The following is a 16,656-nucleotide window of genomic DNA, read 5'->3' as shown; positions in this document are numbered from 1 at the left end:
CCACCTGGCTTTGGAGAACCGGTGGCTCAAAACAGAAACTTACTGCATTTTTGAGTTTTTTATTTCTCCAAACAAGACAAACTCCTGAGTTCCATTCGGAACAAAGGAGTTTGTCTGCAATCTGAACGGATCTCCCTAATGGAGATCCGCTTCTTATCTCTTGCTATTCTTTAAACAATCATTGATTAACGCGGGGTGTAGAAATTCTGGGTGTAGTACACTTTCATCGAACCGCCGAAATAAATACCGACGCCAAGATGTGTAGTGCCGCCCAAGATGTTCGTGCGGTGTCCGGACGAATTCATCCAGCCGTTGACGACTTCAATCGGATCGGAATATCCGGCCGCGATATTCTCAGCTGCACTGCTATACTGCAGCCCATCGTTCTTCATCCGGTCAAACGGGGATTGCCCCTGCTTGTTGGTATGATCAAAGTATCCGCCCGCAGCCATGTCCTGACTGTGCTTGCGCGCTGTTCCGGCGATTTTGTCATCCCACACAAATGGTGCTTTCCCTATACGTACACGGTGTGCATTCGTGATATCGAAGGTCTGTTTCTCGTATGCAGTCCGCAGTTCCGTGCCGGCAGTGTCCGCTTTGCTGGCGCTTGTGCTGGCTGCCGCGTCACGCACGAGAAGTCCCATCACTTTACCGCCATCATTGGCATCAAAGTAGAACGTGATGTTCAGCGAGCCGCTTTTATAAACAGCAGACTTCCCGCCGCTTCCTCCTGTTTTCTGGGCTCCGGCCATACCGCTTTCCACATCGGCAGCAGTTGAATCAACCGTTACGCCACCTGCTTTAGTCCAATTGCCTGTATTCGTGTAGAGCGCGACAACTTTACCGTCCTGCACACCTACCTGCACATAATGTTTATAATCGGTGTTGTAAATATACCAGGTATATCCATAGCCGCTAAGGTCTTTACGTGCCGGATTTCCCAGCTTCTGAATCAAAGCGTTCTCCGTCTCCCCTACAGCTACGCCTTCTATCGCAAATGCTTGGTCTGACTGAGGTGTAGATGCAGAGTCATCTGTATCGGGTTTCTCTGTGCCTGTATCCGGCTTGGTGCCGCCTCCCGGAGCAGGCTCTTTGTCTGACTCGCCTTCTCCACCTGGAGGATTGGAAGGAACCGGTTCTTTAGAAGGCTCGGAAGGAACGCCTATAAGATCATTCTGCTTACGCAGCAGATTCTGCAGGAAAGTCAAAGCTTCCGCACGCGTTAAAGTATCGCCTGCTGCGAATCCGTCCTCGCTGGCATTTGTTTTGCCTTGGGATAAACCCTGTGAAATCAACTGCTTAATCGCATCCTCAGTCGACAGCTTCTTGCCTTGAGTCGCAGCAATCAATTTGGCTGCATCACCGCGGAGATAAGGAGCATTTCCCGCTTTTAATAAAGGCCAGTTATAACTTTCTGCTTTTGTATAATAAGAATCAAACCACTTGCCGCCATCAGCTGCCGCATCCGGGCTTACTTTGTTATAGGCACGGAGCAGAAGAGCCAGAAACTCTGGTTCAGTCACCGATTTGTCGGGTTTGAAAGTGCCGTCTGAGTAACCGTCAGTCATATTTTTTCCATACGCCCAACGAATTGTTTCCGAAGCCCAGTGGCCTTGAATATCTGTAAATACGGCTTGGGCAGATGACGCTTGAGCCGCAACGGCCGCCTGGTTAGGTACAGGAGACCCCGATACTAACAATGCGCAAGTCAACAGACCGCCGATCAGCATCTTCGTGTTTCTTCGTATCATATGCTCACTCCTTGTATTGGATCGATTGGATTCTGCCGTACCACACGACTGCTTCTCTATCAAATTTCTCTATCATTCTAGCTGAAAAGAACGATCCGGTAAATTGGCCGATCCACCATAAGACAGGTGGTTACACCGCTAAAACCGTGTAAGCTCTAGGTTTAGCAAGCTTCAATTAGAAATTGCTGAGTACATATTCATTCTTCTTTAATATGCTTGCATTTCCCGCATAGGAAGCAGCTCGAAGACGGATACAAATCTTATTCTGTCAGGCTGAATTGCGGGGCTTCAGAGCCTGCCAGGGGAGGAAACGGCCGCGATAATCGCTTCATCCCTCCGGCCCGCCGCCGGGGGCATCCCCTGCCCCCGCTTCGGCTGGCAGGGGCAAGAAGCCATCGCGGCTGATCCGGATGCGGCCCGGATCAAACGCGCCGGTGAGCTGCTCGCGAACGTGCAAATACGCTTCCGGCCGGTACCACTCGCTGAGACCGAGCTGCTCGTGGATCTCCGAGATGCGCAGCTGCTCCGTCCGCCTGCCGCCGCTGCCGTCTCCCATGGCGAATGTGTCCAGACACACGTTCGCAGTCACTTCGGCAAGCCGCGCGCCGAACCCGTCTGTGCATGGCAGCAGCGGTGCGATCGCCGCCTGCGTAGGCACGCCGAGCGCCGTCAACTCGCGCAGTGCCTTCAGCCGGGCGGGAATCGGAGGTGCTGACGGAGCGAATGCCCGGCGGATATCATCGCGGTCCGTCTCGACCGTGACGCTCACGAGCACGCGACTCCCGAATCGCAGCAGCAGATCCGCATCACGTGTGACGTGGGGGCTGCGCGTCTGCAAGAAGAGGAAGTCCGGCGGGTCGTCCGCCATGACTTCAAGCAGCGACCGTGTGATGCCTTCGCGGGCTTCAGCGGGCTGGTAAGGGTCGGTGCTCGATGACATGAAGATCGTCACCGGCCCTTTCTTGCGCGCCCGCACAAGCTCCTTGCGCAGCAAGTCGGCCGCCCCCTCCTTGACATCGACCCACGATCCCCAGGGCTGGCCGGCGAACAACCCAACAGGCATGCGGCGGACATAACAGTAAGAGCAGGCATAAGCGCAGCCTGTATAAGGGTTTAACGTATGCGTGTAGCCGCTTAGGAACCCGCTCGCCGGGTTTAACAGCCGCTTCGGCTGCTTATACCGCACCTCTGCCTTCATGGGTAAAACCTCTCTTTCTTTGCAAACTAACTGCGTAAGAATATGCAGACGGACACACGAACATATTTTCGTATTGATATTTTCTATCCTAACATTTTTAGCGGAATCCGTCTGGTTCCCATTTATTTCTTTGGTCCTTCTCAAACTTTTATTAAACCCTTGTCGTTGAACAAGTACATACGCGTAGAGTAAACCTTGGCAAAGGAAGAACGAAATGATTGAAATCAGAAATTTAACCAAATCCTATAAAAAACACACGGCTCTCCAGGATGTTTCTTTGGATATTAAGCAGGAGATGTTTGGCCTGCTCGGTCCCAATGGCGCTGGCAAAACAACGCTGATGCGAATACTGGCCACCCTTCTTACACCTACGAAAGGTTCCGTTCGCATGGGCGGTATTGACCTCGCCGATGCGGAGCAGATCCGCCCCATCATCGGGTATCTGCCGCAGTACTTTCACCTCTATCCCCAGTTGACGGCGCTTGAATTCCTTGACTATGTAGCCGTTATGAAAGGAATGAACCGTCCCTCCGAGCGGCGTGAGCAGATCCTGTATCTGCTGGAGCAGGTTAATCTGACCGATAAAGCACGCGCCAAGATCCGGACTTTCTCCGGCGGCATGAAGCAGCGCTTGGGAATTGCACAGGCACTGCTTGGCGATCCGCGCGTACTCATCGTCGATGAACCGACCGCGGGCCTGGATCCCGAGGAGCGGGTGCGGTTTCGCAATCTGCTGAACCAATCCAGCTTGAGCCGCACTGTGCTGCTCTCGACCCATATCGTGGCCGATATCGAGAGCAGCTGCAGCCGCGTAGCGGTACTCAGCCGCGGGCAGGTGGCTTTCGCCGGAAGCTTGACGGAGCTGCAGGCTTGCGCCGAAGGCAAGGTGTGGGAGGCGGAGCTCGGCGAACGGGAGTTCGCTGCTTATAAGCCTCACGAGATTGTATCGGCGCGCCGTACCGGTCACGGTATGCTGTGCCGCATCGTCTCCGAGTCCCGGCCTGCGGGAGACTCCATCCCGGTGCGGCCCACTTTGGAAGACGGCTACCTGGCTCTAATCGGAGGTGACCGACGTGATTAAGTGGCAGCGTGCTTTTCTGCTGGAGCTGCGGCTTCTGATCAACAGTCCTTTTCTTCTAATCCTCCCTTTGTTGTTCGGTGTTTGGATGGCAGTATCGTTAGCTGGAATCGCTCCTCCGGTGTCTCAAGATTTATATATGTATGTCTACGATTTCCACAAGGTCAAACACACCCTGAGTCTCGGAGTAGCCGTCTTGATCGGGATTCTGATGATACGCCGCGATATTTCGAAACCTTCCTGCGAATGGATGGGCGGGCTCCCCGTGTCGGCAGCCGTGCCCTTAAGCGCCAAATACGCGGTCGGATTTATTTATCTGTCCTTATTTACAGCAGCTATGTCAGCCGTATATGTCTATTTTGCTGTTCAATATAAGATAAGCACAGACGTTCTTCTCCAAGAGCTGTTATTCTTTGCTATCCAATACGAGTGGTCTTATATGGTTACGCTAGCGCTGGCTATGCTGCTGGCGGTTGCCATCCGCAACCGTATTATCTATTTAATCGGCTTTTGCGCCTGGATTTTTGGTACTTTTTTTATCGACATCTTCCTGATCCGCAGATTAGGCCTTATACAGCTAGAGATGCTGAGGCCTTTTCACCTCAGTCAACTGATGCTGGATTCTTTTTATGCTAATGAGGCTTGGGGGATTGGGCTGTTAAAACCGGAGACTTGGTCATCACGTTTCTTCGTACTCAGTTTCACTCTTCTTATGCTTACCGCCTGCGTATTCGTTCTGAAAACAGTACGCCCCAGCAATACCCGCGGCAAATGGGGGCTTGCCCTGCTGGCATTCTCGGGTTTGTCGGTTGGATGTTATTATTCCTACGCTCAAATTTGGGTGCCGCGAATCGCCGCAAGCAACGAGCTGATCCAACATGCGGTACAAACTGCCGAGGGCAGCATAGACAGTTATGTGACCTTTCCCGTCTCGTCTTATCGATTGGAATTGACGAAACAAAATTCTGAGGAAGTTAAGATTAAGGCCCAGCTTGCTTTCAAAACGACAGATCTTCCGGAAGAGCAGACGTTCTTCTCGCTTCACCCACATTTTCACGTGGAACAATTGTTGATAGATCAAAAGTCGCTCCCCTTTCAAAGAACGGGCAGCTTAATTACAATAGACAGTAATCAGTTCGACCGGAATAAAACGCTGCAAAATCTTACATTCGTCTACAAGGATGAAGGGATTAACTGGAGATTAGATCCGCACAACAATATGGAACAGTTTGTCTCTTTTATAAAGGATCCTTCGATTTACTTGCCGGGCGTTAGCGGCTGGTATCCTGCGGCAACGAATAAACCTATGTTTGTAAAATATGGCAGCGACAGCAACCGAGTTTACCCATCCGGCGGAGAGCACCTTCCATATCCTTCTGATTTTGATGTTACCTGGCAGGGCTTTTCAGGCCGGATCTATGGAAATCTTGCGGAGGAAGACGGCAGTGCCATCAGCAGGCAGCACTTTACGCAAAGTCATGTAAAAGAAGCCTCTTTCTATGCAGGAAACTTCATTGAGCTGCGGGACCCCGCCAGCCCGATGAAAATGGTCACCACGCCCGGAAACCGACTGGAAGCGGAGAAGTTCTGGTCCGAGCTGCTCAAATTTAAAGCTTATTACAAGCCTCTTCTTAAAACTGAATTATTAAGTATCCGGACCCTGTTCTACTTTCCTTTAGAGAATCTTCGGATACATGATACGAGGATCAGTGGACTATCGGGTTCCAGCTACCTGATCGGCGAAACCAAATCCCACAATTTGGATGATTATCAACTCGTCAATGCCATGAATGCAGTCTTGTTCGGAGATGACAAGAGGCAGATCAGTTTTGCTGATGTTGATATCAACGAAGACGCGCAGAATGATAAAAACTTACACGAAAACAGGCCTTCCATATTTATGGAAATCCGTGCCGCCTTTTTGTACCTTTTCTACAAGGATGGCGTCAAAATGACCGATGAAGAGATACGTAAAGTTGCTTTTTCTCAAGTCTTACTGCCCAGCACTAACGCCGATCCCCTCCATCCTAATCAGGATAGGGCCCGCAATCAGATCCTGCTTCAAGTACAGAAAGCACTGAACGAGGGCAAGACCGAACAAACCAAACAGGTGCTGGCCTCCTTCTACCAAAAGGGATTGAGCGCGCCGGAAGCTCCTTTTCAATATCCGGTGTATACGCTGGATGACTGGAACGAGACATGGAACAGGATAGTCGGCCCATGAGTATAATCCGTCATGACCTTTTGAATTATAAGAGCATGTGGGGGATCATGCCTTTTCTCTACCTGCTCATGCTCGCCGTCACTTTCTTTACGGCTGATCCCGAATACCCGAACAATCCGCTTTTTTATGCGGAAACGGCCTTCTATCCCTTGCTCATCATGCTCACGATCGGCATGTTTCAGCGTGAGCTCGGCGGGGCAATGGAGATCTTTGCAACTTTTCCGATATCCATGAAGGGAATGGTCTTGCGTAAAATAGGGCTTCTCGCTCTTTTCACGGTCCTGTATCAAATAAGTTGGCATACGGCTTACCGGGCTAAATTCAGCACTGTCTCCACCCTTGTGTTTTCTTACGGCAGCCCCGGTAAGCCGCAGCCCCAAACGGATACCGGAATAAGTTCTCTGCTGCTTCAGCAGCTTCCTGCCCACCTGTTCATGTGTCTGCTCGTCATTAGCCTGCTCCTCCTTACGAAAAAAATATATACCGGACTGCTGGCAGGCTTAGGGATCTGGATGCTGGATATGCTTTCTCACGGCTCCTGGATGCCGTATCTGACTCTTCATACCTCTTTTATAGAAGAGCACTCCCGCGACCTTCCGGGACTGTTCCTCATTAACCGGCTTCTGCTTGCAGCGGCCGCTTGCTTGCTCCTAGCCCTTACACTATTCGTTGCAGCTAACCGCAGCAGATGGATCGGCCATGAGGAAGAAGAGTAGCAAAGGGCCGCATCGTATCTTAAAAAAGGAGGCTGGACATGCTCACCGATGAACATCTGGTGGAAGCAATGGCGCGTGGCGATCAAGCTGCCTTCGAAGCCTTCGTTTACCGCTACCACGCTCCGCTGCAGAATTACCTGGAACGCATGCTGTATGATGCCCGCAAGGCCGAGGATCTCGTACAAGAAGTGTTTGTACGGCTTCTCAAGCAGCTTCAACAACACAAAGTCCCGGATAACATCCGGCCTTGGATGTACCGGGTCGCGCTGAATTTATGCCGCGATTACTGGAAAAGCCTTGCCTACCGGAATGAAAATCATCTGACGGCTGAACTGCCCGAAACTCCGGATCTTCAAGCTTCCGTCGTAGAGATATACGAACGTCAGGAAGCAAGGAAAGAAATGATAGCGGCGCTCCGGTCTTTGCCGGAGGTCCAGAATAATATTGTCGTGCTCCGCTTCTTCCATGACCTTAAGCTGCAGGAGATTACCGAAGTCCTCGACCTTCCCCTCAGCACAACGAAGACCCATCTGTACAGCGCACTTCGCAAGCTAAAGGTTCTGTTAGGAACGAGTATGGGGGACTTGCTGCCACAAGGTAACTCCGAAGATAATCCATTAAGACGCGCACCTAGGGAGGGAAAACCGCATGCATGACACGGACGATAAACAACTGGATGAACTTGAGAAAAGCACCTCCACTCTCTTAAGAGGCTATTTGGTTACAACACCGACCCGCACAGATACCTCCGCTCTGCTTGGGCGCTTGCAGGTCCACTTTGATGTCATACGGGAAAATGCCGGGTACGAAGCGGACCCTGAACCCGCTGCTGCTGTCAGGCCTTCTCTGCTGGTTCTGTGCAAGCATCAGTTCACTATGTACAACAAGTGGTTCTGGCTCCTGAGCATTGTGCTGTTCGCCATGCTTCTCATGATTAATTCGACACTTCCTATGAATGGTCCGCTTCCCGCCCGCTCCTCCTATTCCTTGGCTTTCCCCCTTCTGCTCGTATGCGGCTTCCTGTATCAATACCGGAGCTGGAATGAAGGGATGCGGATGATTGAGAGCGTTACGCCTTATCCGCCCGCTCTGCTGATGTTCAGCCGTCTGGTGGTACTGCTTTTTATGATTGCCATTCTGGGAATCGCGGGGTCTCTTTACACCTTTACGACCCTGAATGAAGACTCCCGAACATTCGCTATACTGCCTTTCGTGTTCGACTGGATTGCCCCGCTACTTCTCGTAAGTGGACTAACTGCTCTTGTTCTGATGAAAAAAGGCATGTCCGCCGCGGTCATTGCAGCCGGAACCGGATGGGGAGCGGAACTGGCTGCGGAAGGCTGGCTGCGCCGTGAATTCCAGGATGCGGCGTGGAACTGGACGTTCATCCTGCAGGTCTCCTTAATAGCGGCAGGGCTGCTGCTGCTATTATCCGCTTACCGCAGCAGCCTGCGGCTGGCAACGGTGCGGGGCTGGCAGTCTATATGATCCGCCTGCATCGTGTATCCCGCTCCTATGAAGGGCAGATCCGGCTGCAGGCAGATGATCTGCTGCTAAGCACCGGTCTGACCCTGCTCGTCGGCCGGAACGGCTCAGGCAAATCCACGCTGCTTCGGCTGCTTGCGACCGCCGATTTCCCGGACGCCGGCGAAATCAGCTACCGGGAAGGAAGTCCGCGTGAGCAGCTCCCGCTTATCCGCAGCCGGATCGGCTACGTGCCCTCCGATGTGGAACTGCATGAAGACATGACGCCGCTGCGGCTGCTGAAATATATGTGTCTGCTCAAAGGTGCAGACCCTGTGCAAGCCGATCGGCTGCTGGGTGAATTCGAGCTGCTGGACGTGAACCGCAAGCGAATCGGAACCCTCTCCCAGGGGATGCAGCAGCGGCTGGCCATCTGCCAGGCACTGCTCGGCTCGCCCCGGTATTTGCTGCTGGATGAGCCGCTTAATTACCTGGACTCCTTCCAGCGCAAAGCGGTCACCCGCATTCTGTACCGGCATGCCAGATCCTGTGTAATTGTGGTGGCCGCGCATGAGCTTTCCGAATGGAATGAAGCGGATCAACTGCTCTGGCTGGATGAGGGCAGACCTGCGTTTTACGGAACGCCCCAGCTTTGGAGGCAGACCACGCTCCGGGTATGGCAAGGGATTCTTCCTGCCGATGCCCGAACTTCCTGGAAGGAAGCTTATGTAATGGTGAAGAAGCCTATAGGAAACAATGACTTGCAATGGCGTGTATTCGGCCGCGATTGTCCCGGTCCTGGTTTCGAGGAAGTCGGGACTACCATCGAAGATGCGTATTTTATACGCTCCCGGCGGCTTGAATAAGAAGAGACATCCTTAAACCCGCTATTTCTGACCAGGAATAGCGGTTTTTTTTGCATAGGAAGATATTTTTGCCCGAAGTGCAGAACTCGCTGCTATTTGCTTCGTCTATACTGTTGGAGAGGGGAGGGAGAAAGACATTTTAACGTACCAAGAGGAGCAGCTCGTCCAAGGGATGATCGCCGGCGATGAGGAATCCTTTCGTGAAATTGTCCGTGCCTATCGGAACTATGTATTTCAGATCGTTTTCTCAGTCGTCCGGCATCCTAAAGATGCCGAAGATGTGATGCAGGAAGTCTTTCTCAAGATGTTTACCTCCCTCCCCCACACCGAGGTAAAAGGTCTTAAGGCCTGGCTCTCCCGCGTTGCCGTCAATAAGGCGATAGATTATAAAAGAAAAGCGTACCGGCAGCGTGAGATGGCCACCGACGGCATGGAAGAAACCATGCCCCCTCCCTCCATGCTCCGCTCCGATACGGAAGATCCGCTCATTCACAAGGAATTTCGGGAACTCGTGATGCGCAAATTGAATGAGCTTCCCGAAAACTATAGAGACGTCCTTATTGCCTTTTATTATGAAGACAAATCATACCAGCAAATTGCAGACGAACAGGAAGTAACGGTACAAACCATCAAATCCAAGCTGTATCGGGCCAAACAATGGATCAAGCAGCACTGGAAGGAGGAAGAGTTTAAATGAACCTTGAGAATCATGTTCAACGCAAGGAATGGCTGCGGTATATTACCGGAGAGCTCACAGATGGCCGCCAGCGGAACCTTCTGGAGACACACCTGTACGATTGTGATGTCTGTTTGGAAATTTATACAGAATGTATAGAAGCCATGGCAACTGCTCTTCCCCTTCCGGACCAGCCCGATGCCGATAGCCTGACCGACCGGGTTCTGCACCAGATTGCGGGCATTAGAACGGGAGAAGAAAGAGAACAATCAACTCCTCCGGTTACTGCAGGTACAGCGGAGGAAGACAGCAAACGTTCTAAATCCTCCAGAAGGATCCACAAACAGAAAGCCCGGTCACCGAGGCGGTTAGCTTTTATCCACTACTCTATAGCGGCAGCGGCCACACTCTTACTCATGACAACCGGCATTTTCGATAAAATGAAGGATGACGTGGCAGGAATCCGCGCCGAAGCGCAGAAAACACAGCATGCGCCCGTATCCGAGAAGATCATGGAGCAGACCTTCACGTTCTTCGACACCCTGCATGCCCAGAAATCCAAAGGAGGAAATTCTCTTGAACCCTAGATCCAATACCGCTGCGCTGCTCCTTTCTCTCATACCCGGACTTGGCCACTTCTACTTATACCGATATTTCCGAGCCTTCCTGTACGGAGCGGGATTTTTCGGGCCGCTCGGTCTGCTCTTCCTATTGGCCATTTCCAACAATATAGATGAGGAAATTGCCCTGCTCATGCTCTTTGTGGCTGGAGTTGTCTGGATCATCAATCTGATTGATATGTTTGTCACTTTGGGCCACCGCAGGCCAACGGGACAGCCGGGTTACTCGACCGATTATATCCCCCATAGCGCTGAGGGTTACGGTCACGTAAGCGGTCCGGATGCTCACGGTCCGATAGGACCGGAGATGGCCAATGGTCCGGTAGGACCCGCTTCCCGTTATCATCCGGGCGCCTACGAATGGCAGCGTAAGCAGGAGCGCCGCAGAATTATGCTGGCCTCCTTTATCCCCGGACTCGGCCATTATCAGCTCGGACTGATGTACCGCGGTTTATCGGCTATGATCTTCTTCGTAGGAGCGGCCATTCTGATTTTCTTCGCCGGGTCCTTGACCCATATGGAAGAGTTCTTCTTCTTCATCCTGGGCCTTCCGGTTCTGTGGATTTACATCATTTTCGATGCTCTCCGTCAGCTCGAGAAGAAGCAGGAAGGCTATGAACTGATTGACCGCAGCTTTTTCGATGATTTTCATGAGAGCCGTCATGAAGGCAGACGCAGCAAAACAATCGCCACCATTCTGGCTGTCTTCCCGGGAGCTGCCCATCTTTACTTGGGCCTACAAACAAGAGGACTGCAGCTTATGGCGGGATTCTTATTCTCGATCTATATAATGGACGTACTAAGGCTATCGCTGTTCCTGTTTTTGATCCCGATTTTCTGGTTCTACAGCTTCTTCGATGCTCTTCAATATATTTCGAAACAGGACTATGAATTCCTCGATGACCGCCCTTTGTTTAAGGGGTTGAAGCGGCACCAGCGTAAAATCGGTTTCCTCATCATCATTGTGGGCATCTACTACCTGACGAATGAAGTCCTACTGGATGTGCTGCATAAATATTTCCCGTCTCATGACTGGCCCTATTCACTTTCATCGTACTTTCAGACCTTTATCGTGGCCATGATTTTGATCGGAGGGGGCTTAACTCTCCTCTTTAACCGCCCGGACCGGTAGGACGTACGAGCTGCACAAAGCGGATTAGAATACACTCGTTCTTATAACGATGAAAAAGCTCAAATAAACAAGCTGGCGACGGTAATCTACCGTTGCCAGCTTGTTTGTTTAGGAGCTTGAAGTCATTGACCGCTTAAGGGCCTTGGTCAAAGGAGTGCGTGACGTTTTCTAAATGTTGCTGCTTCTTGCTCAACTTATGCCGCCGGAACGAAGCGCCATCGCCGTCTGGGCAGGATGAGCATCATCCGTTACAGGCTTGAGTCGAACTGTAAACTGAAATGCCTGTGGCTTCAGCACATGCGGAGGAAGCTGCTTGGGCCCGCAGCTGTTGCTGCCCAGCCCGTTCTGCTTGTAATCCAGATGAAGCGTTACAAAATCACGCGGAACCAGATCGCACTCGTGAGAGGCGGTTTCCAGGTCTTCCGGCGTGTAACGGCTGGCCCCAAAGTCGAAGGCCGGCTGGCCCGCAACCAGGAGCCCGGAGCCGTGGACACCGCGCAGGCAGGCCCAGCGCACGTCGGAGCGGTTACCGCTTTCCTGCGGCTTCACGTAGGGGAAGCGCAGGTCATCGACCGCGGTGTCGTACAGCCCCATCCGTGCGGCTTGTCTGCTGTCCGGATAAGACTCTCCCGGACCAAGCCCGTACCAGGTCACGCGCTCCGTGCTGCCGGGCAGCTCCATCCTCAGGCCGATGCGTGGGAGCATATCCGGCGGTGTGCCGTCCGGATCGCCCTGCACAGACAAGTCTACCGTTCCATCGGGACGGACGGTGTAGACCCACGTGCAGGAGAATCCCCAGGCGTACACGGGCGGTGCCGTGCGGATGGAGACGCTCACGCGGACGGCCCCGTCCGCAAGACGCTCCCAGCCGCTGCCGCGCACATCGTCGGCCGCCATATGCACGCAAGCCTTGCGCCAATCGGCGACAACGTACATGTCGTTATCGATAGGGGCGCGCCACAAGGCGAGCCGCGGTCCACCGCCCTCGGCGATTACCGGGGTCCCCGCTTGCTGCCAGGAGACCATGCGGCCCCGGAATCGGTCGAAGACAAGCCTGAAGTCCGGCCCCGTCAAGGTGAACAGATTGTCCGCTTCTTCAACCCGGATAGCGGCCTCGGGGTCTACTGCCCCTGCGGGCGGCTGCTGCGATGCACCGGCCCGCTCGGCCTCGGTTGAGGTTGCGCTCGGGGCGGCCGCCCCGGCGGTTGCAGCATCCGTCATTCCTGCTGCCGGGGCGGATAACGGTTCCGGATCGCCCGCATTTATCCCGGTGTTCTCCACCTTCTCGTTCTCGGCGCCGGCATGAAGCGGAAACTGCGACCATGCAATCTCGTGACCCTCTGCCGCCCATGATGTCGGGGAGGCCAGCACAAAGCGCACCGTCAGCCAATATTCGCCTGCGCCGCTGACATCTCCCTGCAGTCCGGGAATCTGAATACGACAGATGCCCTTGTCTCCGGCAGCCAGGTCCGGCAGGTCGACCGGCCCTCCGCCAATGAGGCGGCCGTCACATTCCAGCTGCCACGTGCAGCGGAAATTTTGAAGCGAGATAAAATCGTAATGGTTCCGGATAACCAGATCAACGGCCTTTTGGTTTGTACCCGGCCCCCATCCAGCGATCTCTACCGATATCGGCTCGATTGTTTTCTTGTATTCCATGAGACCCGGAGACGGTGTACGGTCCGGGGTTACAAGTCCGTCGATACAAAAGTTGCCGTTGTTCGGCTGGTCGCCGTAATCTCCGCCGTAAGCGAAATATTCGCGGCCGTCCGCTTTTTTCCGACGCAATCCGTGATCAATCCACTCCCAGACGAATCCGCCTTGGAGCCTCGGGTAGGTTCGGAACAGTTCTTCATAGTGCTGAAGCCCGCCGGGACCGTTCCCCATAGCATGGGCGTATTCGCATAAAATATGGGGCTTATCCAAATCCTTCATTTCTCCGAATCCGCGCATTTTCTCAGGTGACGAGTACATAGTGCTGAACACATCGCAAGCCTTTCCTTCCCGGTCTCCCTCGTAATGAACGAGCCTGGAAGAATCGTAGGAACGGCACCACTCATACATCGCCTCGTGATTGCATCCAAAGCCCGATTCATTACCGAGAGACCACATAATAATCGAAGGGTGATTCTCATCACGCAACACCATTCTCCGCATTCTGTCCACATAGGCATGCTCCCAGGCGGGGTCATCGCTTAGACGGTTAGCGTCACCGATCAGCTCGAATCCGTGCGTCTCCAGGTCAGTCTCATCCATAACATATAGGCCATACCGGTCGCACAGGTCGTAAAAGCGCGGGTCATTCGGATAGTGGGCTGTCCGTACCGCATTGATGTTATGCTGCTTCATCATCAAGATGTCCTTCTCCATCGTTTCCAGCGTGACCGTTCTGCCTGTATCGGGATGATGATCGTGACGATTCACCCCGCGCAGACGAACCGCTTTGCCGTTTACGAGCATAAGGCCCTCTTTGACCTCAATGCGGCGGAAACCGGCTTTTAGTGCCGTTGTTTCAAGAAGCTGGCCCTCTTCATCCAGCAGAGTAACGATCAGATCGTACAAATAAGGCGTTTCCGCTGACCATTGGCGGGGCTCCTTGATTTGCGCTGCAATCGCAATGGACTGCTCTTTCCCCGTTCCGGTAATTCCGCCGCTGCCGTCCGTCCCGCTCTCCTGACCTGAAACGATAAGCTCCCCTTTCCGGTCCAGCAGCTTCCATAATAAAGTGAACGAATCAGCTTCTCCTGCCACCGTCACATCCACATTCAAGAGCCCATCGGCGTATGTGTCATCCAGCCCGGCGTGTACCCGGATATTATGCAGAGACAGCTTGGGACGGGCCACAAGAATAACATCGCGGAATATGCCGCTCAGCCACCACATATCTTGATCCTCCAGATAACTTCCGGCCGACCACTGATACACCTGCACGGCAAGAACATTACGACCGTCCCGTACAAAAGGCGTCAAATCGAATTCCGCCGTAAGCCTGCTCCCTTCGCTGTATCCGACATACTCTCCGTTCAGCCAGACGTTATAGGCGCTGTCAACTCCATGAAACTGGATAACTACATCTTTCTCCGTCCAATCGGCTGGAAGGGTAAATTCCCTCCGGTAACTCCCCGTCGGATTGGCTGTCGGCACGCGTGGAGGGTCAACCGGGAAAGGATAGTACAAATCCGTGTAATGGGGAGCGCCATACCCTTGAAGCTGCCAGCAGCTCGGCACAGGGATCCGGTCCCAGGCGGCCGCATCGAACTCCGGCAGATAAAAACCTTCCGGCGCCTCTTCCGGCGACCCGGTATACCGAAAAGCCCACGTTCCGTTAAGCGGCAGCGTCCGGTCCGAACGTTCCCGGGCATAAGTCAGAGCCTCCTCTTCTTTTCCATAAGGAATAAAGCTGGCCCGGGCCAGCATGCGGTTCCGCTCCAGCACCTCCAGGTTATCCCAATCCCGGCGCTGCAAATGTAGTTGCTTCATGTTTATGCTCCTCCTGCTTGGGGCTTACCCCCTAGATTGTCATCCCGCTTAGTAATCAAAGGCAGCACCCGGCTGCGGAAATATATAAAATTAACGATGAGAAGGACGGCCGCAATGAAAAACGGTGTATAATAATCGCCTGCATTCATAAAAAAACCCGCTGTCACCGTCGATAAAGACGAGCCGATACAGCGGAAAACAGCCTTCATTCCCGCATACAGGTTGCGGTCCTCCTCGCGCAGCGAAGACATGGTCTCGCTGTCGACCAGATTGCCCAGCAGGGAAAAGCTTCCGCTGCGGAGAACAAGCAGGGCGGCAAATACCGGTGCCGGCTGCGATATCAAGAGCAGCAGTGCCAGACCCGCGTTGCCGAGGAACGCACCTGTAAAGGCCGCTTTGGCACCCCAGCGCTCCATTATTTTGGGAGCAGCCAGTGAGGCGATAAACAGGACAAGCCCATTGACCGTATACACATAGGAAATCAGATCATCCGGCCACTCTGCCCGGAACTTCAGATACACGTTCATGAACGGCCCGATGAAAGAAAACACAAATCCGATCAGGCAGGCGTTAGCGGCCAGCAGCCAGAGCGACCGGACACGAAGCAGCCGGCGGATTCCCGGCGGCAAATGCAGGTGCCGGGCTGCCCCGCGCCTCCCGTCTAGTCCGGGCGGCTTCGCCGGGCCCTCGCCAGGCGTTTGCTTCTTCCCGCGGGCATGCACTCCGCTTACGAATGAAGCCGGGGCTGCCGCAGATTCCGCACGGACATCTTCCTTCGTCCCGGCTTCATCCGGCAAGGCTTCCCCGGCACCGCCATCCGCTACCCGTTCCGCCGGGAGAAGCCGCAAACGCAGCAGTGAGAGCACTGCGATGCACACGGCGGAAGCATAGAGCGACGGTGCGTGGCCTGCGGCCGAAATATCCGCCCGGGAGAGGATACCCCCGATCAGGTTGCCTATTCCCGTGAATGCGGTGAAGACCGCAAACATCCCGTGAAAAGCCCGGCTCTCCTCCCGGCGGGAGTGACAGTAGCGGAACAGAAGCTGGATTTCTGTCGTCTCGATACACATAAATCCGGCGGAAGCCACCGCTTGTGCCGCATACCAGACCGGCAGGCTGCGGCCGGTAGCGAATAGAGCCGCTCCTGCGGCAACCAGCATGGAGCCCGCCACCAGCATCGACTTACGCCCGACTTTCCCCGCAAGCATGCCGGCGGGCAGGGCTCCGATTCCCATGATCAGAATGCCCACAGCAGATATGCTTGCGATCTGGCCGCCGCTCGCGCCAAGCGCGAGCAGGTGAAGATTCAGGGCCAGCGAATACAGCCCGATTCCGATCCCGTACAGCGCCTCTGTTGCAAGGAACCGCCGGACCCCGATTGTCATGCTTCTGTTGCTGCTTCGTAAACTAAACACATCTCTCCAATCTCCTTGCTGTCCAAACTTGCGGTT

The 16,656-nt window shown here is 53.7% G+C and carries 13 protein-coding genes; 9 read left to right on the top strand and 4 right to left on the bottom strand.

From position 1 onward, the window contains the following. Nucleotides 1–185: 185 nt before the first annotated feature. Nucleotides 186–1,751: a CAP-associated domain-containing protein gene (locus tag EDM21_RS23695; RefSeq protein ID WP_157338838.1), complete on the bottom strand. Its 1,566-nt coding sequence runs from the start codon at nt 1,749–1,751 to the stop codon at nt 186–188. A 328-nt stretch (nt 1,752–2,079) separates the two neighbouring features. After that, nucleotides 2,080–2,949, bottom strand: a complete 870-nt coding sequence (locus EDM21_RS23690) for an SPL family radical SAM protein (protein ID WP_157338844.1) — start codon at nt 2,947–2,949, stop codon at nt 2,080–2,082. A gap of 214 nt (nt 2,950–3,163) precedes the next feature. On the opposite strand from EDM21_RS23690, the gene EDM21_RS23685 reads away from it, so the two are divergent. The 9 genes from EDM21_RS23685 to EDM21_RS23645 all read left to right on the top strand — a co-directional run bounded on the left by EDM21_RS23685 (nt 3,164) and on the right by EDM21_RS23645 (nt 11,725). After that, a complete protein-coding gene (locus tag EDM21_RS23685) occupies nt 3,164–4,030 on the top strand; it encodes an ABC transporter ATP-binding protein (RefSeq protein ID WP_157338837.1) in 867 nt (288 codons plus the stop codon). After that, the gene (locus tag EDM21_RS23680; RefSeq protein ID WP_166542163.1) at nt 4,023–6,251 is read left to right on the top strand and encodes a hypothetical protein; all 2,229 of its coding nucleotides are present in this window, start codon (nt 4,023–4,025) and stop codon (nt 6,249–6,251) included. The genes EDM21_RS23685 and EDM21_RS23680 overlap by 8 nt, the downstream gene beginning before the upstream one ends. Then, a complete protein-coding gene (locus EDM21_RS23675) occupies nt 6,248–6,967 on the top strand; it encodes a hypothetical protein (RefSeq protein ID WP_235918343.1) in 720 nt (239 codons plus the stop codon). The genes EDM21_RS23680 and EDM21_RS23675 overlap by 4 nt, the downstream gene beginning before the upstream one ends. Nucleotides 6,968–7,005: 38 nt before the next feature. After that, on the top strand, nt 7,006–7,623 hold the full coding sequence (locus EDM21_RS23670) for an RNA polymerase sigma factor (RefSeq protein WP_157338836.1): 618 nt from the start codon (nt 7,006–7,008) through the stop codon (nt 7,621–7,623). After that, nucleotides 7,616–8,455 (top strand): hypothetical protein, encoded by an 840-nt coding sequence (locus EDM21_RS23665; RefSeq protein ID WP_157338835.1) that lies wholly within the window; start codon nt 7,616–7,618, stop codon nt 8,453–8,455. The genes EDM21_RS23670 and EDM21_RS23665 overlap by 8 nt, the downstream gene beginning before the upstream one ends. Further along, nucleotides 8,338–9,297, top strand: coding sequence for an ABC transporter ATP-binding protein (locus EDM21_RS23660; RefSeq protein ID WP_338044041.1), 960 nt, complete (start codon nt 8,338–8,340; stop codon nt 9,295–9,297). The genes EDM21_RS23665 and EDM21_RS23660 overlap by 118 nt, the downstream gene beginning before the upstream one ends. 172 nt (nt 9,298–9,469) lie before the next feature. Then, a complete protein-coding gene (locus tag EDM21_RS23655; protein ID WP_068777827.1) occupies nt 9,470–9,994 on the top strand; it encodes an RNA polymerase sigma factor in 525 nt (174 codons plus the stop codon). Further along, nucleotides 9,991–10,560 carry a hypothetical protein gene (locus EDM21_RS23650; RefSeq protein WP_157338833.1) on the top strand — a complete coding sequence of 190 codons (570 nt, stop codon included), beginning with the start codon at nt 9,991–9,993 and terminating at the stop codon, nt 10,558–10,560. Before EDM21_RS23655 ends, EDM21_RS23650 begins: the two co-directional genes overlap by 4 nt. Then, the gene (locus EDM21_RS23645) at nt 10,550–11,725 is read left to right on the top strand and encodes a hypothetical protein (protein ID WP_157338832.1); all 1,176 of its coding nucleotides are present in this window, start codon (nt 10,550–10,552) and stop codon (nt 11,723–11,725) included. Before EDM21_RS23650 ends, EDM21_RS23645 begins: the two co-directional genes overlap by 11 nt. A 189-nt stretch (nt 11,726–11,914) precedes the next feature. Here EDM21_RS23645 and EDM21_RS23640 read toward each other — a convergent pair whose 3' ends face one another. Beyond that, a complete protein-coding gene (locus EDM21_RS23640; protein ID WP_157338831.1) occupies nt 11,915–15,205 on the bottom strand; it encodes a glycoside hydrolase family 2 TIM barrel-domain containing protein in 3,291 nt (1,096 codons plus the stop codon). A gap of 2 nt (nt 15,206–15,207) precedes the next feature. After that, entirely contained in the window at nt 15,208–16,620 is a 1,413-nt protein-coding gene (locus tag EDM21_RS23635) for an MFS transporter (RefSeq protein WP_166542162.1), read from the bottom strand. Between the last annotated feature and the right edge of the window lie 36 nt (nt 16,621–16,656).

This window comes from Paenibacillus lutrae, from assembly GCF_009757775.1.
GTDB lineage: Bacteria > Bacillota > Bacilli > Paenibacillales > NBRC-103111 > Paenibacillus_F > Paenibacillus_F lutrae.
Note: the sequence above shows the minus strand (reverse complement) of the source record. Positions and strands in the feature narration are given on the sequence as shown.

Bases quoted from the DNA above. Each gene is read 5' to 3' on its own strand.
- EDM21_RS23695 (WP_157338838.1), bottom strand. From the start codon at position 1,751: ATGATACGAAGAAACACGAAGATGCTGATCGGCGGTCTGTTGACTTGC.
- EDM21_RS23690 (WP_157338844.1), bottom strand. From the start codon at position 2,949: ATGAAGGCAGAGGTGCGGTATAAGCAGCCGAAGCGGCTGTTAAACCCG.
- EDM21_RS23655 (WP_068777827.1), top strand. From the start codon at position 9,470: ATGATCGCCGGCGATGAGGAATCCTTTCGTGAAATTGTCCGTGCCTAT.
- EDM21_RS23670 (WP_157338836.1), top strand. From the start codon at position 7,006: ATGCTCACCGATGAACATCTGGTGGAAGCAATGGCGCGTGGCGATCAA.
- EDM21_RS23640 (WP_157338831.1), bottom strand. From the start codon at position 15,205: ATGAAGCAACTACATTTGCAGCGCCGGGATTGGGATAACCTGGAGGTG.
- EDM21_RS23665 (WP_157338835.1), top strand. From the start codon at position 7,616: ATGCATGACACGGACGATAAACAACTGGATGAACTTGAGAAAAGCACC.
- EDM21_RS23685 (WP_157338837.1), top strand. From the start codon at position 3,164: ATGATTGAAATCAGAAATTTAACCAAATCCTATAAAAAACACACGGCT.
- EDM21_RS23675 (WP_235918343.1), top strand. From the start codon at position 6,248: ATGAGTATAATCCGTCATGACCTTTTGAATTATAAGAGCATGTGGGGG.
- EDM21_RS23650 (WP_157338833.1), top strand. From the start codon at position 9,991: ATGAACCTTGAGAATCATGTTCAACGCAAGGAATGGCTGCGGTATATT.